We start from the raw sequence: 25,189 nt of genomic DNA on the forward strand, positions 1-25,189 counted from the left end.
AAAATCAATGTATTTGCTCTAATGTGCTGTGTTAATCCTGCAGATGTCCTGAATAACAATTTGAGCAATAATTATGATTAGACAAGTGGATTATAAGGTTGCCGCTTATATTACTGCCTATGAAGATAGAAACGCAGTCGAACACTGTGTTTCCGCCCTAAAAAAGCAGACTTATCCTATTCAAGAGATATTTATAGTTAACAATTCAAAAGAACAGCTTATCTCTCCTTTACTAGAGACAGACGGTATCGTAGCCGATTTTCATCCTGAGAATATAGGCATAGCATCGGGAATTCACATAGGAGTCAAATGGGCTATTAATAAAGGATATGATTTTCTATGGACATTCGATCAAGATAGCGAACCTTTGCAAGACGCACTTGAGAAACTAATATTTTATTATGAAAAACTCTCTTGCCAAGGGTTATCTATTGGTATTATTGCACCCCGAGTAATTGATGTTAAGTCAAACCTGGAGATACGGGGAATGATATTTGAGAAATATCAATTCATTCCTGCTGCTGCGCCTCATATGAATCCTCAAGAAGCTTATCATGAGGATTTTTATGAATGTGATATTGTGATTACTTCTGGTTCTTTGATATCTTTAGCCAACGCTAAGAATGTTGAATTGCCAAGGCAGGAATTATTTATAGATGCAGTAGATTGGAGTTATTGTATGAACTTTAGAGATAAAGGGTATGCAATAGTAGTAGTAACTGAAGCTATTTTAAGGCACTATTTGGGTACTTATCAAAGCAATAAGCGTTTTATTAATACTCAAATTCCAATTTATACATATTCTCCTTTACGCTATTACTATACATGCAGAAATCACACTTTCATCGAAACTAGACTTTCTTTGCAACAACGATATCTTTACATGTCAATTTTATTTAGAGTACGCACTCTTGTCAGAAAAGTAATTAAGATAGTTTTCTTCGAGGATGATTTAAAGTTTCTCAAGATTTGGGCTTGCATGCGCGGAACATATGATGGATTTTTAGGAAATATAGAGAAAAATTGGAGATGAGAAACAGTTTATTGCTCTCTACAGTTGTATTAAATTCTACTCCTGTAAAGCTTTAATATTACCTTTCAGTAGACAAGAGGTAGAGATCGTTGAAAATGCAACTGCCAATAAAGTAATATTTTAAATCTCAGCTCAAAAATTAATAGATAAAATGTTAGGTGGATTATTAACCGATCTCAAGAAGACTATTAAACCATTTATGCCTCTTTGGTTTATTAGATTTGTTGTAACTGTAGTTTACAAAATCAAGGATATCATTATTAACTTGCCCTTAAGCTTGATAATCAATTTTACCAATAGCTTAATTCTAGATATTCCCTTAAGTTGGGAAAAATACTACTCCAAATGGTTGATTGAAAATTATCCTCGACAGTCAGATCTAGATAGAATGTCTGAGACTGTTAACTGTCTTAAATATCAACCAGTTATCAGCATAATTATGCATGTATTTAATTCTCCCCAAGAATTTTTGGAAGGAACTATTGAATCAGTTGTAAATCAAGTATACCCCTATTGGGAATTATGTATTGCTGATGATGCTTCTACTAATGAGTACATCAAACCTTTACTAGAGGAATGCATGTCAAGCGATCCCCGCATCAAAGTTGTTTTTAGAAATAATACTGGTCACATATCTGCATGTTCCAATTCAGCATTAGAGTTAGTGACTGGTGAGTTCATAGCTTTATTAGATCAAGATGATTTACTTACTCCTGACGCTTTATACCAGGTTGTAATTGCAATTAATAAACATCCCAATGTTGATATGCTCTATTCTGACGAAGATCGAATTGGTCGGAATAATCGCTTAAGTGCACCTTTTTTTAAGCCAGACTGGTGCCCAGACTCCTTCTTGTCAAGAATGTATTCTTGCCACTTAGGAATTTATCGGGTAAGTCTCGTTAGAGAAATTGGAGGCTTTAGATTTGGGTACGAGGGAAGTCAAGATTACGATCTCGTTTTGAGATTAACAGAGAAAACTAATCAGATCGTCCATATCCCTAAAGTTTTGTATCATTGGAGGATACATCCTAACTCAACATCTGTTAAGAATGAGAAAAGCAAGGATTACGCTTTTACTGCTGCTCAAAGGGCTGTCAGTGATGCCTTGGAACGACGGAGAGAACCCGGTACAGTAATCTCCACTTCTAGGCGTTATTTAATTGTAAGATACGAAATTTTAGAGCCTAAAAAAGTAAGCATTATAATTCCTACTAAAAATTTTAGTAATGTTTTAAATAACTGTCTAACTTCTATTTTTGAGAAAACCCAATATGATAACTATGAAGTTTTAGTTATTGATAACGGCAGTACAGAAGCTGAAGCTTTAGAAGTTTTAAAATACTGGAAAACTACAGAAGCAAAGAGGTTTGAGTATAAACATTTAGATATTCCTTTTAACTTTTCTAGAATTAATAACTATGCCGTAAATCATACAACTGGCGATTATTTGCTATTTCTGAATAATGATACTGAAGTAATTACTTTAGATTGGTTAAATGCAATGGTTGAGCAGGTGCAAAGACAAAGTATTGGTGCAGTTGGTGCTTTACTGTTATATCCTGATGATACTATTCAACATGCAGGTGTAACCGCAGGAGTAGGAGGTGTGGCAGGGCATAGCCACAAATACTTTAAGGCTTATGCAGACGGTTATTTCAGCCAAATTCAAACAATAAATAATTACTCTGCTGTAACAGGTGCTTGCCTAATGTGTCGGCGATCTGTCTTTGAAGAAGTTGGTGGGTTTGAAGAGGAACTTTCTGTAGCCTTTAATGATGTCGATTTGTGCTTCAAGATGGTAGAAAAAGGATATAGAAATATTTACTTACCACATGTTCGATTATATCATTATGAATCAAAAAGTAGGGGGGCTGATAACATAGGAGAAAAGGAAGTACGTTTTCGTAAAGAAAATTTGTACATGCAAAATAGGTGGAAAGACTTGATAGAGAACGATCCTTGTTATAGTCCTCATCTGACTAGAAAATATGAGGACTTTAGTATTAGGTTGGATTAATAGGGGGATGAGCAATGAAGTTTATCGATCGCATATCTTTAGTAAAATTCCAAATAAGTGACGTAGGGTGAACCATTTAAGAGAAGGTTGTAGCTGTTTTAAAGATTGAAGGTTAAATAAATTCATAATTTGTGATGCTTCTGAAAACTCTCTGACTCGAAGCCTCCGATAAGTACCAGCTAGGATAAATTGGTGAAAGAAGTTTGATTTACTCTTCTCTAGAAGATTTTGACCTAACATTCTAGTTACATCTGCTTTTGAAAATAGCCGCAATAGGTCTTCTATTACCTCCTTGTTAAACATAGCTGTAGTTAGGGCATTTGTGTGGACAGTGTATGCACTGGTTGTGAAAGGTACGCATAATATTCCAAATTTACTAACTAATTGAATCCACATATCTAAATCTGCAATGCCACCGATCGCTTCGTCGAAATATCCAACATCTTTAAAGACTTGTCGGCTGATGCATATTGCAGGGAATCGAATAAATGATGAATTGGATAGTAGCCTATATAGGGCTTGTTGGGGTTCTAAATATTGTTCGCGTGAAAACTTTTGCCTTTTAATTACTTTTTCTTTATCGTTAACAACATCTACACCAAATAAGAGTACTGGGTAGGAATGTCTATGTTTCTTGATGCTTTGGAGAATTTTTTTAACGGCGCGATCGCGCAGAAAATCATCATCATGTAGGATCAGAACGTATTCCCCAGATGCTAACTGAATTGAGCTGTTCCAATTTTTTGCCATTCCCAATCGGGGTTGGTTGAAAACGTATTTCCAGATTCCCGGCCAGCTAGCTAAAGTTTCCTTACTAATTTGACGACACTCATCGGTTGTCGAATCATCTGAGATAATTATTTCTATATCTGATGCAGAACTTAAGTTGGTCAATATTATAGATTCTAAAGCTCGCTCGAACCATTTTGGGCGATTATAGGCAGGGATACAAATACTGAGTATTGGAGCTGTTTGATTCATCTGTATTTAGCCTGAGCATAACCAGCCTTTAAACTATATCATCGAAGACTTTGAAGAATGGCAGCTAGAGAGCGATCGCCATTCCTCAAACCTTCATTAGACAGTTAAACTTCAGGCTCAACCCCTAGTGCCCTTAACTGGGCTTTAAGCATTTCTACTTTCTGCTGCTCCTGCTCCGCGCGCTGACGCTCCTGCTCCGTGCGCTGACGCTCCTGTGCAATCTGCTCCTCTTGGGTGGGCAACCATACATTATTAGCATCGTACCAACGCAACCAGTCGGACTCTATGCCTTGATAAAACCCATGCCAAATGCCCAGCCCCAATTGCAATTCCTCAACCCAAAACCTGGCTGCTTCCCTATCTTGTTCGGTATATTTGCCGTTCTGCCATCTGAACTTGCGAAACTCGCTATTACGCTCGTCAAACGTGATATAGTGTGGCACTTGCAAAATCTGTTCGTAAACCTCCCACTTAGTTGGAGGACTGCCAAGTTTGCGGACATTTCTCCCTAAATCCTCCGCCTCGGTACCTTCAGAGATCAACTCCACCACTAGTAAAGGACTCTTGCCTTCGTCCCATAGCACGTAGCTTTGGCGCATTTCTCGATCGCGATACAGTCGAGTCCCGTCCACCACCACAAACCAATCGGGGCGTTTGTACCAGTTGAGATGGTCGAGGTCATAGTACAGATTGAGATCGCTGGCGATAAAAATGCGATCGCTCGGATAGTTAGGCGGCTGACAAGTTTGGCTGAGTACTTGTGGCTGATATAGATGGAATTCGTCAGGCAATCCTGAATCCTCTGGATAGTCGCTAGGCAGATCGTACATTGTTGGTTGTACTTTGCCTACGAGTGGCTTAATGGGTTGATACATTATTGCTTTCTCCTAAGGGATTGAGTTAACCTAATGGCGATCTAAATAAGTAAAGGATTGTAGCGATCGCTAAGCAATGTTATGGTGGCTGACTTCGCCGGATGGCTGACCATTTTTTCTCTAGATCCAGCCGCTACGACTCTTGTAACTGCTAGTGTTATCGATTATATCGTAGGCGATCCGTGGGGATGGCCGCATCCGGTGAGGGTGATGGGATGGACGATCGCGATCGGGACAAAAGTAATATTGCACTACTGTAAAACTCCGCTAGCTCAGCGAATAGCTGGTGTCTTGCTGGCTATTGGCATTATTGGTGGTAGCGGATTTGTCAGTTGGGGATTAGTGTATCTGGCTTTACGAGTCAACTACTGGTTGGGATTCTCTCTGCAATGCATTATGCTAGCTTCCTGTTTCGCTGGCAAGAGCCTTAGGGATGCCGCGATCGCCGTACTTTCTCCTCTGGAAGCAGGAAATCTCCAACGAGCGAGAGACGCTCTCAGTCTTTACGTGGGTAGAGATACTGAAAATCTCAATGAAGCAGAGATTCTACGAGCTGTGTTGGAAACTGTGGCTGAGAATTCTACCGACGGAGTTATCGCACCATTATTTTATGCCGCGATCGGTGGATTGCCATTAGCAATGGCTTACAAAGCTGCCAGCACTCTAGATTCCACGATCGGCTACAAGGAAAATCCCTATACTTACCTTGGGTGGTTTAGTGCCAAATTAGAAGATGTTTTAACCTGGCTACCTTGTCGCTATACCGTATTGTCCGTTGCAATATTTAGCGGTCACCCTTTAAGAGTCTGGCAAATCTGTTCTCGCGATGCCCCCCAAGATCCAAGCCCTAACTCTGGATGGAGTGAATGTGCGTTTGCAGCCGCTCTGCAAGTGCAGCTAGGAGGCATAAATACTTACCGAGGTGTAGCTAAGCACAAGCCACTGTTAGGGAACGCGATCGCACCCATAAAACCTGAGACGATTAAGCAGGCACTCCGACTAATGCAGCTCTGTATGTTTTTACTGCTGGCGATCGCTGTGGCTTTGATGGGGGTTGGGGGTTGGGGTTTAGCATCTGTTCGATAGCCTTCGCATCAAACGCAAGCATTCATCGCAAATGCTAAACCCTTACTATCGGTTCCACTCGATCTAGCGACCTTGAGCCAATGCGGCTTCGACGCGATCTAACTCGACCAGGACGCGATCGCGTACCTTTTCTGGCACGCTACGTCTGGTACTGCCGTTATAATAGGTAGCCAAAGCATTAAGAGCGGTGCGCATAGTCGTGTATGAATATAAACCAGCACTTTCGGTGTTGAGATGGTAACGCGCTGCAAAAGCACCAATTTTGGCGCGGGCATCCGCTTGAGCAGCGGTACGATCTGGTGCATCAGCAGGTAGTTGTACTGTATAGCGCAGGCTTTTGACTACAGCTAGCGTATCTTCGGTGTAATTTCCTGTTAAACCACCTGGATCGGCAGCACATCCTACTAAGCCGATCGTTGCTACAAGTAGTAGAGCAAGAAAGCGTGGCAATAACCGAGACACAAAATTAGCAATACTTTTTTTCATACTTTTACAGTTAGTTTCTATCCAATCTTAATAGTCTTGCGCAAATTAAAAACCTCAACCAAAGACGCATTTATTTTTGCGGGATCGAATGTCATGGTTTCATAACATTTAATTTGGATCGATCCCCGTTGCTAAATTGATTGCATAACTGAGTAGGAGAGGATTTTACCTAGGTATTTACTCACGTTTGCATATGACAGCAGGCTAAAACTGTTTCAGAAACTCGTGATCGGTGATTGACCGTACAATTATTTTCGGTAAAGAATAGGATCGTTAAGCTTAGTTAATAAATAACGATCCAATGCGATCTCTAGCAGTGATTAGCTTTTGGATTGTCGTGCCATCCATACGGAGGTAAAAACCAATGGCTAAAATCAGGCCACCACTCGAAGAAATGACTTTGCGCCAATTGCGTAGGGTTGCTCAGGAGTACGAAATTTCCCGCTATAGCCGTATGCGCAAGTCTCAATTGCTTGAGGCTATTTTGGCAGCAAAAGCTCAGAGGAATGAGTTGCACTCTCTTGGGCATCCCTCCCATCACAATATGGATATGCAAGAGATCGTAGAAGCCAAAAAATTTGATTTAGGAAGTGAGGAGCCAGTGTCCGTATTATTAACGCAGGTAGATGAAGCTTTAGGCGACCTACCAGGAGGTTATGGGGAAAGTCGGATTGTCCTAATGCCAAGAGATCCGCAATGGGCCTACGCATATTGGGACATTTCCAACTCTGAAAAAGAGAAAAAACGCCAGCAAGGTGGTCAAAAGCTAGCTTTACGTCTTTATGACTCCACCGGGCTGAATTTGGATCGTCAAGTTCCTCACAGCGTTCAAGAATATGGCTGTGATGAGTTAGCTAGGGAATATTATCTGCAAATTCCAGTCAGCGATCGCGACTATATTGTTGAAATTGGCTATCGCTGTGCTGACGGTCGTTGGCTACCCATAGTTAAGTCGGCATCAGTACGCGTCCCTCCCATGTATCCATCCGACTGGGTAGAAGATCATTTCATTACGGTTTCTTGGGAAAAGGGACTGAATGGAGAGAACCTGTTTGCACTGGTATCGCCCGATGGAATGGATACCGTTAACGAACTCGAGCCAGAGTCTGCCAATACCTTGGAAGCGCAGCACCTTGCAGGGTCCCTCCAGGAGCGATCGCAGATGTCTGGTGCGGGCATGATGGAAGAATCCGTGAGTTCTTACATTTTCCCATCGGGTATGGGGGCATGGGCTAGCGGCAGTGGCATGTCTGGTGTCGGTGCGTCTGGTGTTGGCACGTCCGGTGTTGCTATGTCTGGCGTTGGCATGTCCGGTGTTGGTATGTCCGGTGTCGGTATGTCTGGCGTTGGCATGTCTGGCGTTGGCATGTCCGGTGTCGGTATTTCCGGGGTCGGCATGTCTGGCGTTGGAGTTAGCCTATCCGGTATTGGTATGTCTGGGGTCGGCATGTCCGGGGTCGGTATGTCTGGCGTTGGAGTTAGCCTATCCGGTATTGGTATGTCTGGCGTTGGCATGTCTGGCGTTGGTATGTCTGGCGTTGGCATGTCTGGCGTTGGCATATCCGGTGTCGGCATGATGTCCGGTGTCGGCATGATGTCCGGTGTCGGCATGATGTCCGGTGTCGGCATGATGTCCGGTGTCGGCATGATGTCCGGTGTCGGCATGATGTCCGGTGTCGGCATGATGTCCGGTGTCGGTATGTCTGGTATTGGTGTTGGCATGTCCGGTATTGGTTTATCCGGTGTCGGTATGTCTGGTGTCGGCATGTCCGGTATTGGCGTTGGTATGTCCGGTGTCGGTATGTCCGGTATTGGTGTTGGCATGTCCGGTGTCGGCATGTCTGGTGTCGGCATGTCTGGTATTGGTGTTGGCATGTCCGGTATTGGTTTATCCGGTGTCGGTATGTCCGGTGTTGGTATGTCCGGTATTGGCGTTGGTATGTCCGGTATTGGCGTTGGTATGTCCGGTGTCGGCATGTCTGGTATTGGTTTATCCGGTGTCGGCATGTCCGGTATTGGCGTTGGTATGTCCGGTGTCGGCATGTCTGGTATTGGCGTTGGTATGTCCGGTGTCGGTTTATCCGGTGTCGGCATGTCTGGTATTGGCGTTGGCATGTCTGGTATTGGTTTATCCGGTGTCGGTATGTCTGGTGTTGGCATGTCTGGTGTCGGTATGTCTGGCGTGGGTCTGTATGGGCTTGGCATGTCTGGCATCGGCATGTCTGGCATCGGCATATTCTCTGGATCCGGTGTTCCGCAACGTCCTCGGCAGTTCTGGTTAATTGCCGATGCCGAGTTGATCGTTTATGGAGCCACAGAACCGGATGCCAATGTTACGATCGCCGGTCGTCCCATTGCCCTTAATCCTGATGGCACTTTCCGTTTTCACATGTCCTTCCAGGATGGTGTTATTGACTTCCCCATCTTTGCCGTAGCAGCCGATGGCGAACAAAATCGCTCTATTCACATGAAGTTTGAGCGTCAAACACCTGAGCGTCGCACTAATACCAAAGAGGCAGCAGTGCCAGAGTGGATCGGATAGGTCACATCAAAACCTCATCTAGCTAAATCAGCTAATAGCAATGCGTCCCGACTAGAAGGTTCTGGTCGGGACGTTTGTTCTGTCTACAGCTATAGCACTTTTCAATTGAGAACGGGTTTTATTGATGGGGTGAAGGGGTTCCACACGGCAGTGGCTCTAGCAGGGAACCCCCAAGACCGCCCTGCCTCCCCTTCTTGGGGGCAATGCCCCCAAACCCCCTTCTCGTTTTCATCTGAAAACCGCTATACACTTCGCAACAAAAATTAACAAAAAAATCTCGAAAAAATTACTGAAACAGTAGCTTTAGATACAATTTTATATTAGTATGTTCTTACGAATAAAAAGTTCACTAACTCATAGAGGAAAAAATTATGTCAGTCAAAGAGCAAGCACGCAAAATGGTAGCCCGTAATCGCAACCAAGATAAATTACGTGAAGAAACAGTTCTAGGTCGCGCTGCTAACGAAGTAGGTTTATCTACTCAAGAAGCTACTAGCCATAACTGGCACCAACACGTTCACTAAACTCTTTATTAAAAACACCTTTACAATAAAGGCTTGATGGGGCAATTGATGCTAACCTCAGTGCAGTCCAATTTAAGCTAAAACCCCTGTGGTTCGACTTACGAGCCCAGGGGTTTTGGTTTGTTGTTAACGCAAGCTATGTATGGGCGATCGCCAGTTGCAGAGACTGTTTCCAATCCGGTAGTTTTAGTCCAAACGTATCGTGCAGTTTGGTATTGTCGAGGAGCGAATAGGCAGGACGTTTAGCTGGGGTGGGATAGTCAGAAGTATTAATGGGTAGAACTGCTGTGACTGTTTGTTCCGAGCGCTGGGGATCTGCTTCTAAAATAGCCTGGGCGAATCCATGCCAACTCGTTACTCCACAAGCACTAAGGTGGTAGATACCACTACGATCGTGCAGGAACTCATGTAGATTGCGCGCTCCTTGCGACAGAATTTGAGCCGTGGCCTCTGCGATCGCTCGACTCCATGTCGGCGCGCCGATTTGATCGCTGACAATACGCAGTTCCGAGCGTTCTCTGGCTAAGCGCAGAATAGTCAACAAAAAGTTTTTCCCCATCCGGCTGTAAACCCAACTCGTACGCAGGATGAGATGAGGTACACCAGAAGATTGGATGGCTATTTCTCCTTCAAGTTTGGTTTTACCGTAGATACCGAGAGGAGCTGTGGGATCGGTTTCTCGATACGGGGTATCGCGATCGCCGCTAAAAACATAGTCAGTTGAGAAGTGGATAATTCCAGCACCAATTTTTAGAGCTTCTTCCGCCATAATTCCAGGTGCAATGCCGTTAATCGCCATTGCCAAATCTAATTCTGATTCAGCTTTATCAACGGCAGTATATGCCGCTGGATTAACAATCAAATGGGGCTGAAATTGGCGTATGGCACTGCGGATACTATCTGGATCGCTCAGATCGATCGCTCTACGATCGACGGGAATAATTTCGCCCAGAGGCAACAGCGATCGCTGTAGTTCCCAACCCACCTGTCCGGTTATACCTGTAAGTAATATTTTTAGCTGCTGCCCCATATGTAACCGTTTCTCCGTATTAGTTAACTTCCATCCAGGCAATGCATTTTTGCATTTCTTGGCGCATAGTGGCGCGATCGCTATGATAGCGACGACCGTGCCCTGGCAATACCCACTCAAAATCATAGTTGGCGAGCCTTTTCATTGACTCTGTCGTTGCCGACCAGGAGTACCAATTCGCGGATCTAAATGCGATCAATTGATTCAACCTTGCCGACCACGCTAGATGATCGCCAGAGAAGAGGAACTTGTCTTTATACAACAAAACTGTGTGACCTTTCGTGTGCCCCGGCACTGTAATAATTAATAGATCTGGTGCTAATTGCAGTGGTTCCGTATCCATCAGTGGCATCTCAATATTGCGAGTGCCTGCACCAATCTCGTCTTGATGTAAAATGCGATCGCAACCGAAGCGATCGTGAAATTTCTGATGATCCGCCACATCATCGCGATGGGTTAGATACATGTAGCGAATCCCACCCATACTCTCTAGCCTTTGCACCAGTGGAGGTGCGTAGCGCGGTGAATCCACTAGAATATTACCTTCCGGTCTTTGGATAAAATAGCTGGCCGCACCGTAGGAACTTTCAGAATGGAATCCACAATGGTAAACATTTTCAGCAATATGAACTGGGAAGCTTTGCTGTACGGTCAGGATATCTAGCGGTTTCTCTACGGTGCCAATGGAAGAGGTGGGACAAGAGAGGAGAGCTTGCATTGCCTTCAGCCGTTCTGCTTCGCTCTGGGGTTGGTGGAAAACCGCCGATCGATCGCCATCGCGATGAAATACCTCTGGAGCCATCCAGCGACAGGTATCGCAGTCGATACAGGTACTATCGACATAGAGATCGCCGCTGACATTTTGCGATCGCCGCTGTTGTAACTTAGCCATACGAAATACTCAAGCTAGATCCTGATGCTAGTATAGCCCTGCGTCCTTGAGGAAATTTCTAGCAAATAAACCACTTTACAGAGGGAATCCCCCCACAATCGCCCCAATTGGTTGAGGGCAGAAGGCTCTGCCCCTATCCCCCCTAATAATCCTACAATTATTGGTATATTGGTACGTTTTCTCCTGGGGATTGCGCTATGACCGTAACTGAATCATTGCTGGATCGAATGCCTGCCAATACAATGCAGAATTTGCAGCGCGTCGATCGCTTTTGGCAAGCATATAGATCCCAACAGCAGACAATTCCAGTGGTGGTACAGCAGAGCGCAGTAGACTTAAACGAGCTTGACTGCGATGTGGTAATTTGTGGCGGCACGCTTGGCGTGTTTATTGGTTGCGCTCTAGCTGTGCGGGGATGGCGAGTGACGATTGTCGAGCAGGGAATTTTGCGCGGTCGCGAACAGGAATGGAATATCTCGCGCCCGGAATTAGAGGCTTTTCTAGAACTAGATCTGCTAACCCCAGAGGAATTGCAACGGGCGATCGCCACAGAATACAACCCCGGTCGAGTTAGCTTCCTGGGCGGTGTAGAACTGTGGGTAAGGGATGTCTTGAATATTGGAGTCGATCCGGTGTTTCTGCTAGAGGCATTGAAACAGAAATTTCTCGCTAGCGGCGGTAAACTCCTGGAAAAAACTGGGTTTGAGAAAGCAACCGTGCATCCCAATGGCGTAAGTGTTATGACTAACGCGCTGGAACCCGATCGAGAGTCTGGGACTGCAATTAAAGCGCGATTACTCCTGGATGTAATGGGGCATTTCAGCGCGATCGCTCGCCAGGCTAGGCAAGGACAAAAAACCGATGGGGTTTGTATGGTCGTGGGCAGTTGCGCCCAAGGGATGCCACAAAAAGACTTTGGCGATCTAATCGTGACGTTTGCTCCCATAAAGAACAAGTGTCAATATTTCTGGGAAGCTTTCCCTGCCAGAGACGGCAGAACCACGTACATGTTTACCTATGCTGACGCTCGTCCCCAGCGCCCTAGCTTTGCAGAATTATGGGAGGAATATCTCTCGCAGTTGCCGCAATATCAGAATGTCGATCTCCAGCAAGTTAAATTCCTGCGTGCCCTATTCGGATTTTTTCCATCCTATCGCGCTTCTCCTTTGCAAACCGCCTGGGATCGGATTCTGCAAGTGGGAGATAGTAGCGGCAGTCAGTCGCCCCTGAGCTTTGGGGGGTTTGGTGCCATGTTGCGGCATCTCGTGCGCTTGGCCAATGGGATTGACTCAGCGTTAAAGAGCGATTGCCTCAGTTGCGAAGCATTGCGCTTATTGCAACCCTATCAACCCAATCTGTCCGTGACGTGGCTGTTCCAAAAAGCGATGAGTGCGGACATAGATCGAGATGTCGAACCGGAGCGGATAAATTATATGCTTTCGACCGTATTCCAATGCATGCAAGCACTGGGAGAACCAGTTCTGAAGCCTTTTCTCCAGGATGTCGTACAGTTTCCGGCTCTATCGCAAACGATGTTGAAGATGGCGATCGCCGATCCCGTGTTAGTAGGCAAAGTCATCCAACAGGTAGGCATAGTCGCTTTACTAGATTGGACGCGCCATTACCTCAGCTTAGGCGGGTATAGCCTTTGCGATCGCCTTGGAGAAGTACTCAAACCCATTTTGCCGAATCTGATCCCAGAGCAACAGTATTTTTGGCAATGTCAATTAGATGCTTGGAAATTCGGCTCTGGTGGAGATTATTTGACTGAATTAGCGATCGGCAGTCAGCAGTCAACTTTTAGCGAGAAAATCTTATAATCAAAACTTAGGATTGCTATATTTAGGGATATTTTGGAGGCTAAGCATATGGATCGCACTACATTTATTGCAACATTAGCGATCGTGGGTGGAATGGTATTGTTTGCTTCATTGCCTAATAGCATGTATAAAGCAGACAAAAAGGTGGCGATCGTCTCTTCCTCTATTTTCTTAGTTCTGAGCGCGATCGTTCTCGCAATAATCTATCACTTCCTCAAGCTGTCCTAGAATTCGCTGATGGGTTACTGCTCGAATTGGCAGCGTATTAGAATCGCGGTGATGTTGTCGTGACCGTTGATCGTGTTGCCAAGATTGATGAGATTTCTCACGCCAGATTTCAGGTCGGCATCGCCAGCCAGGAGCGGTAAAAGATGCGTTTCCCAATTTTGTTCTACTAAATCGTTATCGCATAGACCATCGGAACATAACAAAAATAAGGTCGGCTCGCTAACTCTTAGGAAGGAGATGCCTGGATCGACTTGAGAATTAGCATAGGGGCCGAGTGCTTGTGTAAGTTGATGTGCGTCATGACGAGACATTGCCTCTTGCAGTTCTATACCCTGGTCGATCAGACGATTGGCAACTTCGTGATCGCGGGTAATTTGTTTCAACTCTGTGGCGGTGACTTGATAGATGCGACTGTCGCCAACATGGGCGATCGCCACTTCATTTTCATAATTTGCTAGAAGTACCAGGGTCGTACCCATGCGTCCGGCATCGCGACGCAATTCGATCTCGTTGCGATCGTAAATTGCCTGATTCGCGACGTGAATAATCTCTCTGAGTGTCTTAATCCCTGGCAATTTATTGATCCAAAAGGGACGAAACATTTCCATAATTGTCTGGATCGCCATGGAGCTTGCTACTTCACCGCCAGCATGGCCTCCCATACCATCGCACAGAATGAATAACCCTCGTGATGTTACCTGAGCTTTGCGATCGGGCATTTCCGTTGTTGCAATCTGCGTACCGATCGCAAAGTTATCCTCGTTATGGTCTCGTTGCTGACCGACATCGGTTAATCCAGCATAACTAATGCTGAAAATTTCTGACTTTTGAGTCTTAGCTTCTGATATTTCAAGATCTAATGGTAGGGTTGGGTTATCTGGTTCTGTTGCTGCTCGATCTGTTAGTTGTTCTGAGGGGCTAGCAGTACGTGCTTCAAGATCGTTCGCATCGGCGCGATCGCCAGGATTGCTAATATTCTTAACATCATCAGTATTTACGCTGCCAGTATCTTCATCAGTTGTGGCAGGTGGTATAGCCGGATCGCTAGGCGCGATCGTACTCTCCGTTTCAGTAGTAACGCCATCTACTACATCAACCGCAATAGGCCCGTGCCCAATCTCGGCCTGATTCGCAGGATTAATAGTTTCTGTAGTTGCTGCTGCACTAGTTGTACTTGTAATGGGGAGATCGAGGGACATGGCAGCAATGTCGCGATCGGATATATTTTCCCAGGCAGAGCTTTCACTTTCGGTTTTAGGGATTTGTATGGTAGTGTTTACACCAGCATTGGCACTGGCATTGGCAAAGTTAAAGCCACAGTTTTGACAGAACTTATTGCGATCGGGATTCTCAAAACCGCATTTAGTACAAACGATCGTAGGCATCTTGAGGGAAAGTTAAAGGACAGAAATTCTTGGCTCTCTTTAACCCTAAGCCAGAAATTCTAAGTTTGGTGGAACGATCCACAATTTTTCAGCAATAAGCATTTTGTTAGATTTGTTATACCAATTTAAATTGTTGTGGTTACGGATGGGGGGTGGAGGCAACGCCCCCACGAAGGGGAGGCAGGGCGGTCTTGGGGGTTCCCCGCTAGAGCCACTGCCGTGTGGAACCCCTTCACCCCGTTCGATCTGTCGTGTGTACTGTTCAAATTGGTATTAGAAAAAACTCCATGTTCAAGCCATCACAGCCCTACCGCCATTACCGTAAAGCTTTTTGCTGGCATGGGTTAGCCTGGATATTTAAATGGTTTTGTCTGCTTGAAACTTATGCCACCAATCTCGGTAAAATAAAGGTTAAGATAAGTTAAAAAATATGACGCTAAAATAGTGTTTAAGGGTGTTTTATGATAACGAAAACCCACCCAAACCTTAATTCCTTGACAGTGCAGCACCTGCGGCAGGTGTTTGCATCAGTTGATGCCGCAAGTTGCCCCCATTCGCTCAATTTTCACCTGCATACCGTTTACTCCGATGGCAAGATGCAGCCTGAGGAATCGATCGATCAGGCGATCGCCCTGGGTATGTCCCATCTGGCGATTACCGACCACCACACAACACGCGGATATTTCGTCGCGATCGAACACCTGGAGCATCGTGCTAGGCAAGCTTCAGAGCGAGATGTTCCTAAACTACCGCAGTTATGGGCTGGGGTAGAGATCAATGCTAGCTTGCTGTTTACAGAAGTACATATTTTAGGCTACGCCTTCGATCCGCACCACAAGGCAATATCCCCCTACGTACAGGGTAGAAACACTGCTGGGCTAGAATATCAGGCTGTCAGTGTAATTAATGCCATTCATAGCGCTGGCGGTATTGCTGTTTTGGCACACCCGATGCGCTACCGCCGCAGTCCGCAGGAGCTGATCCCAGCGGCGGCGGCTTTGCAAATTGACGGAGTTGAAACCTACTACGGCTATGACAATAGCGATCCGTGGCAACCCAGTCCCAAACAAACCAAATTAGTGCGTCAGCTTGCCGAAACTCATGGTTTGCTATGCACCTGCGGAACCGACTCCCACGGTAGTAAAATCACCCGAAGGTTGTAGTAGCGTGCAGTGAGCTATCAGCGGTTAGCTTTTCTTAGACTTGCAAGGCGTACTCCCGGACTTAGGGACTATATCAGGAATGGATAGCATAAGACGGAGAGGGGGGGATTCGAACCCCCGATGGCTTGCACCATAGCGGTTTTCGAGACCGCCGCATTCAACCACTCTGCCACCTCTCCAATTGTTATGCAGGTAGCATTCTAGTCGAGTTTAGCATCAGTCTGCTCGATCGTCGCTCAAAATATATTTCGATCGCAGGCGAAACCGATCGCAATGTTTGATTAATATTAAAAGATTGCCAATTTTATGATTGCCAATTTATTCGTTCAAACCTAACTGCTAATTACCATGAAACACACCCTCTCTGTTGTAGTTGAGGATGAGGCGGGGGTACTCACTCGTATAGCAAGCTTGTTTGCTCGCCGTGGATTTAATATTGAAAGCCTTGCTGTTGGAGCAGCAGAAGAAGGCGGCTGCTCTCGTATTACTATGGTCGTACCAGGAGACGATCTCGTCATCGAGCAACTGACAAAACAGCTTAACAAGTTGATTAACGTCATTAAGGTAAACGACGTAACTGAGATCCCCTGCGTTGAGCGGGAGTTAATGCTGATCAAAGTTAATGCCGTTCCTGAAAAGCGATCGGAAATAATTGAGATCGCTCAGATCTTCCGCGCTCGTGTCGTAGATGTTTCGGATGACTCGCTGACACTTGAAGTAGTGGGCGATCCGGGCAAAATGGTAGCGATCGTGAAGATGCTACAAAAATTCGGTATTCGTGAAATTGCCCGAACGGGCAAAATCTCCCTGACCAGAGAGTCAGGCGTTAACACCGAATATCTCAAAGCTTCTTGAGAGAACAAGCCAATTTGCAGGGTGGGCAATGCCCACCCTAACGTTTGCTGGGAAGTAATACCTATGCGCTTGCTACAGGTTCTTTCATTAAGAACTTCTCTAGCTCAGTTAAAGCATCAGCATCTACTTTTGTTTGCATGGGGCAGAACTTAGGCCCGCACATCGAGCAAAATTCTGCGGTTTTGTAGATGTCGGCTGGTAATGTTTCATCGTGATACTCTCGCGCTCTTTCTGGATCGAGCGATAATTCAAACTGGCGATTCCAGTCAAAGTTATACCGTGCTTTAGAGAGTTCGTCGTCCCTATCTCTGGCACCGGGGCGATGGCGGGCAATGTCAGCCGCGTGAGCTGCAATCTTGTAGGCGATCAAACCATTGCGCACGTCCTCGGCATTCGGCAAGCCCAAATGTTCCTTAGGCGTGACGTAGCACAGCATGGCAGTACCGTACCAGCCCGCCATCGCTGCCCCGATCGCCGAAGTAATATGATCGTAGCCAGGTGCAATATCCGTCACTAGAGGCCCCAGGACATAGAAGGGCGCTTCCGAACACTCTTCCATTTGCTTGCGCACGTTAAACTCGATCTGATCCATCGGTACGTGACCGGGGCCTTCTACCATTACCTGCACGTCGTGTTCCCAGGCACGACGAGTTAACTGACCGAGCGTCTTGAGTTCTGCCAACTGCGCGTCATCGGAAGCATCGTGGGTACAGCCAGGCCGCAGGGAATCTCCCAAACTAAACGACACGTCATACTTTTTGAAAATCTCAATAATATCGTTGAAGTGCGTGTAGAGAGGATTTTGTTTGTGATGGTGCAGCATCCACCGCGCCAAAATCCCACCGCCACGGGAGACAATGCCTGTGATGCGGTTTCTGACCAGGGGCAGGTGTTCGATCAAGATACCCGCATGGATAGTTTGGTAGTCCACGCCCTGCTGTGCCTGTTTCTCTATGATGTGGAGGAAATCATCGGGCGTAAGATTTTCGATTCTGCCATGTACGCTTTCGAGAGCCTGATAAATTGGCACTGTACCGATGGGGACAGGGGAGACATTAATAATCGCAGTCCGAATCTCATCCAAATTGCCGCCACCAGTGGAAAGATCCATGACGGTATCGGCACCGTACTTAACCGCGAGATGGAGCTTGGCAACTTCTTCTTCTAGATTAGAGGAATTGGGTGAAGCACCGATATTGGCATTGACCTTACATTTGGAGGCAATCCCGATCGTCATCGGTTCGAGGTTTATGTGGTTCTTATTGGCAGGAATAATCGCTCGACCTCTAGCGACTTCTGCGCGTACTAATTCTACGGGCAGGTTTTCCCGCCATGCCACGTACTGCATTTCCGTGGTAATTTCACCGTTACGAGCGCAATGCATTTGCGTGCCGCGAAATTCACCCCGTCGTTTGGGGGTTGTTTCAGTAGTCATAGGTTTTTCCCTCAATAAATAGCTTTCCTACGCCGGTGTGAGCCGGAATCAGGTTCCAAGGATCTAATCTCAGCCTGGCGATCGCTCTAAGCGATCGATACCAGACACTCCTAGCGCTGAAGTATGGTAACACCCCTACGACAAGTTAGCAGCAACTTTTAAATACATCTTTATGTTTTATGTTCTAGGCATAATAACGCGATCGCCACTAAACCAAAACGTAACGATCGCTTTGCGATCGCTTCGGCAATATTCCGACACAAATTTCAGGGCGATCGCACGGCGGAGCTATCTTGAGAACGGCTTGCTTTGCCGATTGTTCGCCTTGATTCATTTATACTGAATCGCTGCGGCGGAATTGAGTCTAGTCAACTTATCAGATCCCGAAATCTCGGATCGGTGCGAATGCGATCGAAATCTGCATCTGTCTTTGCCATCTCTCGATACTGATCGGGATTGAGTTGAATCGCTCGTTGCAGATTCTCAAGAGCCAGATCGATGTCACCCAGCAAAGCATAAGCACAAGCTTTGTTGTAAGAGGGGTTAGGAGCGTCAGCTTTAATCTCAATGGCTTTGTCATAGGATGCGATCGCTTCTTCATAGCGTCCCAAATAAGCGAGAGTAACACCTCGGCTGTCCCATGCTTCCTGTTTATCGGGTTTAATTTCAAGGGCTTTGTCATAGGATGCGATCGCATCCTCGTAGCGGCCCAAGCTAAATAGAGCATTACCTCTGAGGAAACATGCATCCTTGTGGTTGGGATTAATGGCAATTACTTTATCGTAGGAAGCAATTGCCTCTTCATAGCGTCCTAATTTCCCCAGAGTATTGCCTCGGTTGAACCATACGTCGGGGTTGTCGGGTTTAATCTCAAGGGCTTTGTCATAGGATGCGATCGCCTCTTCATAGCGTCCTAAGTCATTTAGAGCATTACCTCGGTTACCCCATGCTTCGTACTTATCGGGCTTGATTTCCAAGGCTTTATCATAGGAGGCAATCGCCTCTTCATTCCGTCCTAACTTTCTTAAGACAACACCTCGGTTATTCCAAGAATCATGGTTGTCAGTTTTGGTCTCTAAAGCCTTGCCATAAGAAGCTATCGCCTCTTCATAGTGACCCAAGTTATATAGAGCAAGGCCTAGGTTCTTCCATGCTTCGTGAGAGTCGGGTTTGATCTCAATAGCTTTTTCATAGGAAGCAAGCGCCTCCTCATAGCGTTCCAAGTTAGCGAGAGCAAGACCTCGATTGTTCCATGCTTCATATTTGTCAGGTTTAATCTCTAGAGCTTTGTTGTAGGAAGCTATCGCCTCTTCGTAGCGTTCTAAGTTAACAAGAGCACTAGCTCGGTTGCTCCATACTTCGTGAGAATCCAGCTTTATCTCCAGTGTTTTGTCATAGGAAACGATCGCTTCTTCATCTCGTTCTAAGTCTTTTAGAGAATTTCCTCGGTTTTCCCATGCAGCGTTGTTAAATGGGTTTATCTCTAAAGCTTTATCATAGGAAGCGATCGCGTCTTCATTGCGCCCTAACCTTCTCAGAACAACGCCTCGATCGTTCCATGCAACGCTGTCATCGGGTTTTATCTCTAGAGCCTTGTCATAGGAAGCAAGTGCCTCTTCGTAGCGTTCCAAGTTAATAAGAATATTACCTCGGTTAATCCACGCGACTTGGTAATCGCTGTTAATTTCAACGACTTTATTATAGGAAGCTATCGCCTCTTTATTGCGCCCTAACCTTCTCAGAACAACGCCTCGATTTTCCCATGCAATGTCGTCATCAGGTTTTATCTCTACAGCTTTGTCATAGGAAGCAAGTGCCTCTTCATAGCGTTCCAGGTCAACAAGAATATTGCCTCGGCAAACCCATGCATTCTGGTAATCGCAGTTAATTTCAACAGCCTTATTGTAGGAGGCAAGTGCCTCTTCATTCCGTCCTAAGTCTTTTAGAACATTGCCTCGGTTTTTCCATGCACCGTCGTAATTAGGTTTTATCTCTAATGCTTTATCGTAGGAAGCTACCGCCCCTTCATTCCGTCCTAGTTTTCTTAGGACAATACCTCGGTTGCTCCATGTATTGCAATCCTCAGGTTTTATCTCTAGGGCTTTATCGTAGGAAGCAAGTGCCTCTTCATAGCGTTCTAGGTCAGCAAGAATATTGCCTCGGCAAACCCATACATCCTGGTAATCGCTGTTAATTTCAACAGCTTTACTGTAGGAAGCAAGCGCCTCTTCATTCCGTCCTAAGTCTTTTAGAACATTGCCTCGGTTACCCCACGCTTCATACTTATCCGGTTTAATCTCTAAAGCTTTGTCATGACAAGCAATTGCCTCTTCGTAGAATCTCATGTTTCTCAGAGTGCAACCTTTGTTATTCCAATCTTCGTGTGAATCCGGCTTAATCTCTAAAGCTTTTTCATAGGATGCGATCGCCTCTTCATGACGCGCCAAATTGTATAGTGCAAGGCCTCGGTTGCTCCATGCTTCGTGAAAGTCGGACTTAATCTCTACAACTTTGTCCCAAGAATCAAGTGCCTCTTCATCGCGTTCCAAACTATATAGAACATGACCTCGGCTGTACCATGCTTCATGGAAGTCAGGTTTTATCTCTAGAGCTTTATCAAAAGAAGCGATCGCATCCTCATAGCGTTCCAATTTATTGAGAGCAAAACCTCGACCGTACCATGCTTCATGGAAGTCAGGTTTTATCTCTATGACTTTGTCCCAAGACGCGATCGCTTCCTCATAGCGTTCTAATTTATTGAGAGCAAGACCTTGGCCATACCATACCTCATAGAAGTCAGGTTTTATCTCTATGACTTTGTCCCAAGACGCGATCGCCTCTTTATAACGTTTCAAACTATTATATAGAACACCACCTCTAATGTTCCATGCTTCATAGAAGTCGGGTTTTATCTCAAGAGCTTTACCCAAAGACGAGATCGCATCCTCATAGCGTCCCAATTTATTGAGAGCAAGACCTCGACCGTGCCATGCTTCATGGAAGTCGGATTTTATCTCGAGAGCTTTGTCCAAAGACGAGATCGCATCCTCATAGCGTCCCAAATTATATAGAATACTCCCTCGATCATGCCATGCTTCATGGAAGTCGGATTTTATCTCGAGAGCTTTGTCCAAAGAAGAGATTGCCTCGTCATAGCCTCGCAAGTCATGTAGAGCAAGACCTCGTCTATACCATGTCATGTATAAGTCAGGCTCGTTGTTTAAAGCTCTTTCCCACAAAGAGAGTGCCTCTTCGTAGAACCTTAATTCGTAAAATGAATTGCCTAAGTCCGCTAAAAGCATACCATTGGCGATGAGCTGTTCTGCCTGTTCCTTAGCTAGGGAAAGTATTTCCTGACGCTTCACTTTTGTGCTCCGCTTGGCTTTATACAATAAGGCAGCAAACTTTGCTATACCGTCCAGCCGATCTATTTGTTCAAAACAAACCTGTAGGGATCTCTCGATTTGCTGTTTGGACAGCCCAGCTTCTTTCTTAAGCTCATCCCATGGAATCTCTTCTGAAGTAAAAATTACTCGCCCACGGAAAGTAACGGGCATGATATCTCTTAAGAATTTACTTGTTTCGTTGTCTATGATAGGGGAGCCTTGTGAAGACAGTCTTTCTCTCTGTAACGACAGGCCAATTTCTGAGTCAATTACAATGAGTACACTCGCTATTATATCATTGTGACCAAAATAACAAGTAGTGAATAAGTGAGAAAGAAATTGAAGCTGAAAATCTGCTTGATGTGCAAAAGCACTATGATAGAGAGAGCCTGTTACATATCCTCGCCAGCGATCGCTTCGATATTTCATGCTTGGTGGGCGATCCACTGCCACTTCTAAACTAGCCTCCCCATCGTAGAATTCTGCCAACGAATGATGGATTTGACAGAATTGCCTGCGATCGTCTACATACATTTGCCTGCGAAATACATCCCTTGCCACATCATCGAAGCGGTACTTCCCCTGTACAAATTCCACAAAATATAGCTGCGTCAGCCACTCAAAGCAATCCTGGTTTTGGTCGGCAGCGGTCAAAAAATCTAATTGCTGCGATTCTGTCAAGTGTTTTACTAGCGATCGATCGAAGGAACGACAAAAAGATGCTAATTGGATAATGGTTCTTTGCGTTCTACTGAAACCTTCCAACAGCAATTCTGCAATTTCCTTCTCCCCATGCGAAAAGTCGATCGCTTCTCCCCTATCAAGCTTTTGGCGAATCCAGTCCAAATATTTGGGTAACCCCTTTGTGACGCGAAATATAGTCTCCGAGTCAGTTGAGATATGACTCCGCTCGCGATAATCTTCTGTCTGCCCTGGATTAAATTTCTCAATCTTACATTTGTAGACTTGCCTCGATAGCTTATTCCAGCCCTCATTCTGTAGGTCATACCTCCCAGCCACTACAATGCGGATTAGATGTTTTTGAATATCCGTATTACTGAGTAGCGATCTCCACAGCCAGACATCTATGTTCGGACATTCTGCCTCCGCCTTTTCGTAGGTATCCAGAATCAAGACGATCGCTTTGTTTAGTACCCTAGACCTCTGCTCCAAGCTGCTTACAAAAGCCGCCGTTAGTTGCGGTAGAGGATTTTGCATCAAGTCAATGAGATTGTTTTTACCCTTAGTAGCGGAATGCTGCAACAATAAGTCTTTAGCAGTCAGAGTGGCAGCAGCTAATTGTACAATTCCTTCTCCTGCCTTTTCACTTGTTGTCTTGTCCACTATTCCATGCGTGACTTTGGGCAAAACAAACCCCATCGCATTTTTTGCCAATTCGCGAACAGCCTTCATCTGGTCGGACTCGACCGATTTTTTGCCTTCGATTGGTGAGGTTTGGAGTTGCTTTAAGGTGCTGTTGTACTGCTCGTAAAGCTTTAAAAATGGATCGCGAACCGCTGCGGGTAAATTTTTTATGTCTTGCGTTAGTAAATTCCCAGGTTGAGGTAGCCTTTGATATAGGTAATGCATCAAGGCAATCAGCGCTGGCATTTCTCCCCCTTTGCGCCATTCTGTCTCCCCAAACGAGACCGCTGCAAAGCTAGCTCTATCCTCAAAATTGCTTTGAAGTTTCTGTACGAGAGTTGATTTCCCTACGCCGCCAATGCCCCAAATGTGAAATAGTATTGGCTGGTTTTTTTGTGTTTGCAAAGCGCGGTCAAAGGCAGCTTGTAAATCTTCGTCCTCTTGCCGCAAGATGTAAAGGGGAGATGGCTCTGGCAAATGTAGACCCTCCAGATTGGCATTACATCACATTTTAATCGATTCAAATCCCCATAAACTGTCTAAAGGTTATCGAGCGGGAAATTAAGTAGCGATCGCGCCTCGAAGTGAAAGTCGGTTTTCGGTTTGATAATTGCGTATAGTTTCACATCTACGTATTGCTCCCTAATAAAGGCGTATTCCCGCAATATACCCTCATATTGCATCCCTACTTTTTCCATAACGCGAGCCGAGGCAGCATTATCTACCATGCAGGTAGCTTGAATGCGGTTGAGCAGCATGGCATGAAATCCGAACGAAATAACCGCCCGCACTGCCTCTGTCATATATCCCTGTCCCCAATACGGGCGAGCCAGCACGTAACCGATCTCGGCACGAGCATGGTTTGGTTCCCAATTAATCAGCCCACAGGTGCCGATCAGTTTACTATTGCCCCTGTGCACGATGCCCCAATCCATTGGCCTTTCTGTATAGTACTTGTGCATTACAGACTCCAGAAACTGCTGGCTGTCCGCGATTGTTTGATGGGTCGACCAACTCGTATACCTGGTAACTTCCGGATCGCTGGCATATTCAAACACCTCCGTTGCATCGCTCATCTGCAATTGCCGCAACAGCAGGCGATCGGTTGTTAAGGTTAGTAGTAAATCTGGAACATCCAAAACTCTAGCCTCCCATTTCCCGCTGAATCCGCTCTAAGTCCCGCTTCACCTCAAAGCAAAGCTCGCGGTTGCCTGGATCGGTATTCATAGCTTTGGTGAGGTAAGCTTCAGCTTCCTTCAACTTGCCAGCCACAAGTAACTCGCTACCGCGACGTTGGTAGGTAACGGCTTGCCAATGAACCACCTCAGGCGCATTTTTATAGCGCTCTCGCAAACCCTCAGCAATGGCGATCGCCACCACATATTTCTTTTGCTTTAATAACTCCATCAGCCGCCCCAACATATCGACTTTTAGCCTTACTTCTGGATCTGTGGCGATCGGGTCTTGCTTTTGCCGAACTTCTTTGGTTTCGATCTTGATTTTAGGTTGGGGGTTGGAAGTTTTAGTTTTTTGGGGTTGGGGGTTGGGTTTAGGTTGAGGGTTAGGGGTTGGGGGTTGGGGGTTGGGAGTTTTAGTTTTTTGGGGTTGGGGGTTGGGTTTGGGTTGGGGAGATGAAGTAGGTGTGCGGGATGCACGGGATTGTGGTTGTGGCATCACGCCAGCGGCTGCATCTTTTAAAATTTGATATGCCTCCTGCACGAGACGAAACTTGTCGGCGGCGGCGGGGTCGCCCTGGTTGACATCGGGATGGTACTTGCGTGCCATGCGACGATAGGCAACCTTGACATCTTCAGGCGAAGCATTACGGGGTAACCCCAGCAATCTATAGCATTCCGAAAGTTGCATCCAGGTTAGGCAGTGGTAAGGAAGGTACAGCTAGCAAAGTATAACTCAGCATCAAAGCTTAGAAACAAGTTTGGTAAACAAACAAGCAGTTACTAGGTAACCTAGCACTGAAGTTATTGAGATCGCCTTCGACTACCTACTATCAGCCCCATCCCGCCTATAACTTATAGTTTTGGAAGGATCGACTTGCGGTAAATTATTTTGAGGCTTTGACTGA

General features: G+C 45.6%; 20 protein-coding genes and 1 tRNA gene. 9 read left to right on the plus strand and 12 right to left on the minus strand.

Features of this window, described 5'->3' with window-relative positions:
- Positions 1 to 73: 73 nt before the first annotated feature.
- Positions 74 to 1,033 (plus strand): glycosyltransferase family 2 protein, encoded by a 960-nt coding sequence (locus PSE6802_RS0125045; protein WP_019502760.1) that lies wholly within the window; start codon positions 74 to 76, stop codon positions 1,031 to 1,033.
- Between the two features lie 151 nt (positions 1,034 to 1,184).
- The gene (locus PSE6802_RS0125050) at positions 1,185 to 3,053 is read left to right on the plus strand and encodes a glycosyltransferase (protein ID WP_019502761.1); all 1,869 of its coding nucleotides are present in this window, start codon (positions 1,185 to 1,187) and stop codon (positions 3,051 to 3,053) included.
- A gap of 21 nt (positions 3,054 to 3,074) precedes the next feature.
- Here the strand turns inward: PSE6802_RS0125050 and PSE6802_RS0125055 are convergent, their stop codons facing one another.
- Positions 3,075 to 4,034, minus strand: coding sequence for a glycosyltransferase family 2 protein (locus tag PSE6802_RS0125055; RefSeq protein ID WP_019502762.1), 960 nt, complete (start codon positions 4,032 to 4,034; stop codon positions 3,075 to 3,077).
- A 104-nt stretch (positions 4,035 to 4,138) separates the two neighbouring features.
- On the minus strand, positions 4,139 to 4,909 hold the full coding sequence (locus PSE6802_RS0125060) for a Uma2 family endonuclease (RefSeq protein ID WP_019502763.1): 771 nt from the start codon (positions 4,907 to 4,909) through the stop codon (positions 4,139 to 4,141).
- A gap of 81 nt (positions 4,910 to 4,990) precedes the next feature.
- On the opposite strand from PSE6802_RS0125060, the gene cbiB reads away from it, so the two are divergent.
- Positions 4,991 to 5,995: an adenosylcobinamide-phosphate synthase CbiB gene (gene cbiB, locus PSE6802_RS0125065; protein ID WP_019502764.1), complete on the plus strand. Its 1,005-nt coding sequence runs from the start codon at positions 4,991 to 4,993 to the stop codon at positions 5,993 to 5,995.
- A gap of 63 nt (positions 5,996 to 6,058) precedes the next feature.
- Here cbiB and psb27 read toward each other — a convergent pair whose 3' ends face one another.
- Positions 6,059 to 6,481 carry a photosystem II protein Psb27 gene (psb27, locus tag PSE6802_RS0125070; protein ID WP_019502765.1) on the minus strand — a complete coding sequence of 141 codons (423 nt, stop codon included), beginning with the start codon at positions 6,479 to 6,481 and terminating at the stop codon, positions 6,059 to 6,061.
- A gap of 364 nt (positions 6,482 to 6,845) precedes the next feature.
- Between psb27 and PSE6802_RS35670 the strand changes: the two genes are divergently transcribed.
- Together PSE6802_RS35670 and PSE6802_RS34370 are read left to right on the plus strand one after the other, a co-directional pair.
- Positions 6,846 to 9,023 carry a DUF4912 domain-containing protein gene (locus tag PSE6802_RS35670; RefSeq protein ID WP_019502766.1) on the plus strand — a complete coding sequence of 726 codons (2,178 nt, stop codon included), beginning with the start codon at positions 6,846 to 6,848 and terminating at the stop codon, positions 9,021 to 9,023.
- Positions 9,024 to 9,394: 371 nt separating this feature from the next.
- A complete protein-coding gene (locus tag PSE6802_RS34370) occupies positions 9,395 to 9,547 on the plus strand; it encodes a hypothetical protein (RefSeq protein ID WP_019502767.1) in 153 nt (50 codons plus the stop codon).
- Positions 9,548 to 9,683: 136 nt separating this feature from the next.
- Here PSE6802_RS34370 and rfbD read toward each other — a convergent pair whose 3' ends face one another.
- Positions 9,684 to 10,577, minus strand: coding sequence for a dTDP-4-dehydrorhamnose reductase (gene rfbD, locus PSE6802_RS0125085; RefSeq protein ID WP_019502768.1), 894 nt, complete (start codon positions 10,575 to 10,577; stop codon positions 9,684 to 9,686).
- A gap of 19 nt (positions 10,578 to 10,596) precedes the next feature.
- Positions 10,597 to 11,469: an MBL fold metallo-hydrolase gene (locus tag PSE6802_RS0125090; RefSeq protein WP_019502769.1), complete on the minus strand. Its 873-nt coding sequence runs from the start codon at positions 11,467 to 11,469 to the stop codon at positions 10,597 to 10,599.
- 197 nt (positions 11,470 to 11,666) lie between these two features.
- Between PSE6802_RS0125090 and PSE6802_RS0125095 the strand changes: the two genes are divergently transcribed.
- Together PSE6802_RS0125095 and PSE6802_RS0125100 are read left to right on the plus strand one after the other, a co-directional pair.
- Positions 11,667 to 13,289 (plus strand): FAD-dependent oxidoreductase, encoded by a 1,623-nt coding sequence (locus PSE6802_RS0125095; protein WP_019502770.1) that lies wholly within the window; start codon positions 11,667 to 11,669, stop codon positions 13,287 to 13,289.
- Between the two features lie 48 nt (positions 13,290 to 13,337).
- Positions 13,338 to 13,517, plus strand: coding sequence for a hypothetical protein (locus PSE6802_RS0125100; RefSeq protein WP_019502771.1), 180 nt, complete (start codon positions 13,338 to 13,340; stop codon positions 13,515 to 13,517).
- A gap of 14 nt (positions 13,518 to 13,531) precedes the next feature.
- Here PSE6802_RS0125100 and PSE6802_RS31510 read toward each other — a convergent pair whose 3' ends face one another.
- Positions 13,532 to 14,902 (minus strand): serine/threonine phosphatase, encoded by a 1,371-nt coding sequence (locus PSE6802_RS31510; protein WP_051050600.1) that lies wholly within the window; start codon positions 14,900 to 14,902, stop codon positions 13,532 to 13,534.
- 461 nt (positions 14,903 to 15,363) lie between these two features.
- Here PSE6802_RS31510 and PSE6802_RS0125110 point away from each other — a divergent pair, with 461 nt between their 5' ends.
- Entirely contained in the window at positions 15,364 to 16,065 is a 702-nt protein-coding gene (locus tag PSE6802_RS0125110) for a PHP domain-containing protein (protein WP_019502772.1), read from the plus strand.
- A gap of 94 nt (positions 16,066 to 16,159) precedes the next feature.
- Here the strand turns inward: PSE6802_RS0125110 and PSE6802_RS0125115 are convergent.
- Positions 16,160 to 16,244, minus strand: a tRNA-Ser gene (locus PSE6802_RS0125115).
- A 169-nt stretch (positions 16,245 to 16,413) separates the two neighbouring features.
- Between PSE6802_RS0125115 and ilvN the strand changes: the two genes are divergently transcribed.
- Positions 16,414 to 16,920, plus strand: a complete 507-nt coding sequence (gene ilvN, locus PSE6802_RS0125120) for an acetolactate synthase small subunit (RefSeq protein ID WP_019502773.1) — start codon at positions 16,414 to 16,416, stop codon at positions 16,918 to 16,920.
- A 61-nt stretch (positions 16,921 to 16,981) separates the two neighbouring features.
- Here the strand turns inward: ilvN and thiC are convergent, their stop codons facing one another.
- The 5 genes from thiC to PSE6802_RS0125140 form a co-directional block, all read right to left on the minus strand.
- Positions 16,982 to 18,355, minus strand: coding sequence for a phosphomethylpyrimidine synthase ThiC (gene thiC, locus PSE6802_RS0125125; protein WP_019502774.1), 1,374 nt, complete (start codon positions 18,353 to 18,355; stop codon positions 16,982 to 16,984).
- Positions 18,356 to 18,563: 208 nt separating this feature from the next.
- Positions 18,564 to 18,689, minus strand: a complete 126-nt coding sequence (locus PSE6802_RS35560; protein WP_263970396.1) for a hypothetical protein — start codon at positions 18,687 to 18,689, stop codon at positions 18,564 to 18,566.
- A gap of 34 nt (positions 18,690 to 18,723) precedes the next feature.
- The gene (locus PSE6802_RS32900) at positions 18,724 to 23,583 is read right to left on the minus strand and encodes a tetratricopeptide repeat protein (RefSeq protein WP_019502775.1); all 4,860 of its coding nucleotides are present in this window, start codon (positions 23,581 to 23,583) and stop codon (positions 18,724 to 18,726) included.
- Positions 23,584 to 23,645: 62 nt separating this feature from the next.
- On the minus strand, positions 23,646 to 24,245 hold the full coding sequence (locus PSE6802_RS0125135; RefSeq protein ID WP_019502776.1) for a GNAT family N-acetyltransferase: 600 nt from the start codon (positions 24,243 to 24,245) through the stop codon (positions 23,646 to 23,648).
- Between the two features lie 4 nt (positions 24,246 to 24,249).
- On the minus strand, positions 24,250 to 24,972 hold the full coding sequence (locus PSE6802_RS0125140) for a J domain-containing protein (RefSeq protein ID WP_019502777.1): 723 nt from the start codon (positions 24,970 to 24,972) through the stop codon (positions 24,250 to 24,252).
- Positions 24,973 to 25,189: the final 217 nt, after the last annotated feature.

Source organism: Pseudanabaena sp. PCC 6802, assembly GCF_000332175.1.
Lineage (GTDB): Bacteria > Cyanobacteriota > Cyanobacteriia > Pseudanabaenales > Pseudanabaenaceae > PCC-6802.

Excerpts from the sequence above, each read along its gene's own strand:
- PSE6802_RS0125045 (WP_019502760.1), top strand. The coding sequence starts at position 74 with ATGATTAGACAAGTGGATTATAAGGTTGCCGCTTATATTACTGCCTAT.
- PSE6802_RS0125050 (WP_019502761.1), top strand. The coding sequence starts at position 1,185 with ATGTTAGGTGGATTATTAACCGATCTCAAGAAGACTATTAAACCATTT.
- PSE6802_RS0125055 (WP_019502762.1), bottom strand. The coding sequence starts at position 4,034 with ATGAATCAAACAGCTCCAATACTCAGTATTTGTATCCCTGCCTATAAT.
- PSE6802_RS0125060 (WP_019502763.1), bottom strand. The coding sequence starts at position 4,909 with ATGTATCAACCCATTAAGCCACTCGTAGGCAAAGTACAACCAACAATG.
- cbiB (WP_019502764.1), top strand. The coding sequence starts at position 4,991 with ATGGTGGCTGACTTCGCCGGATGGCTGACCATTTTTTCTCTAGATCCA.
- psb27 (WP_019502765.1), bottom strand. The coding sequence starts at position 6,481 with ATGAAAAAAAGTATTGCTAATTTTGTGTCTCGGTTATTGCCACGCTTT.
- PSE6802_RS35670 (WP_019502766.1), top strand. The coding sequence starts at position 6,846 with ATGGCTAAAATCAGGCCACCACTCGAAGAAATGACTTTGCGCCAATTG.
- PSE6802_RS34370 (WP_019502767.1), top strand. The coding sequence starts at position 9,395 with ATGTCAGTCAAAGAGCAAGCACGCAAAATGGTAGCCCGTAATCGCAAC.
- rfbD (WP_019502768.1), bottom strand. The coding sequence starts at position 10,577 with ATGGGGCAGCAGCTAAAAATATTACTTACAGGTATAACCGGACAGGTG.
- PSE6802_RS0125090 (WP_019502769.1), bottom strand. The coding sequence starts at position 11,469 with ATGGCTAAGTTACAACAGCGGCGATCGCAAAATGTCAGCGGCGATCTC.
- PSE6802_RS0125095 (WP_019502770.1), top strand. The coding sequence starts at position 11,667 with ATGACCGTAACTGAATCATTGCTGGATCGAATGCCTGCCAATACAATG.
- PSE6802_RS0125100 (WP_019502771.1), top strand. The coding sequence starts at position 13,338 with ATGGATCGCACTACATTTATTGCAACATTAGCGATCGTGGGTGGAATG.
- PSE6802_RS31510 (WP_051050600.1), bottom strand. The coding sequence starts at position 14,902 with ATGCCTACGATCGTTTGTACTAAATGCGGTTTTGAGAATCCCGATCGC.
- PSE6802_RS0125110 (WP_019502772.1), top strand. The coding sequence starts at position 15,364 with ATGATAACGAAAACCCACCCAAACCTTAATTCCTTGACAGTGCAGCAC.
- ilvN (WP_019502773.1), top strand. The coding sequence starts at position 16,414 with ATGAAACACACCCTCTCTGTTGTAGTTGAGGATGAGGCGGGGGTACTC.
- thiC (WP_019502774.1), bottom strand. The coding sequence starts at position 18,355 with ATGACTACTGAAACAACCCCCAAACGACGGGGTGAATTTCGCGGCACG.
- PSE6802_RS35560 (WP_263970396.1), bottom strand. The coding sequence starts at position 18,689 with ATGAATCAAGGCGAACAATCGGCAAAGCAAGCCGTTCTCAAGATAGCT.
- PSE6802_RS0125140 (WP_019502777.1), bottom strand. The coding sequence starts at position 24,972 with ATGCAACTTTCGGAATGCTATAGATTGCTGGGGTTACCCCGTAATGCT.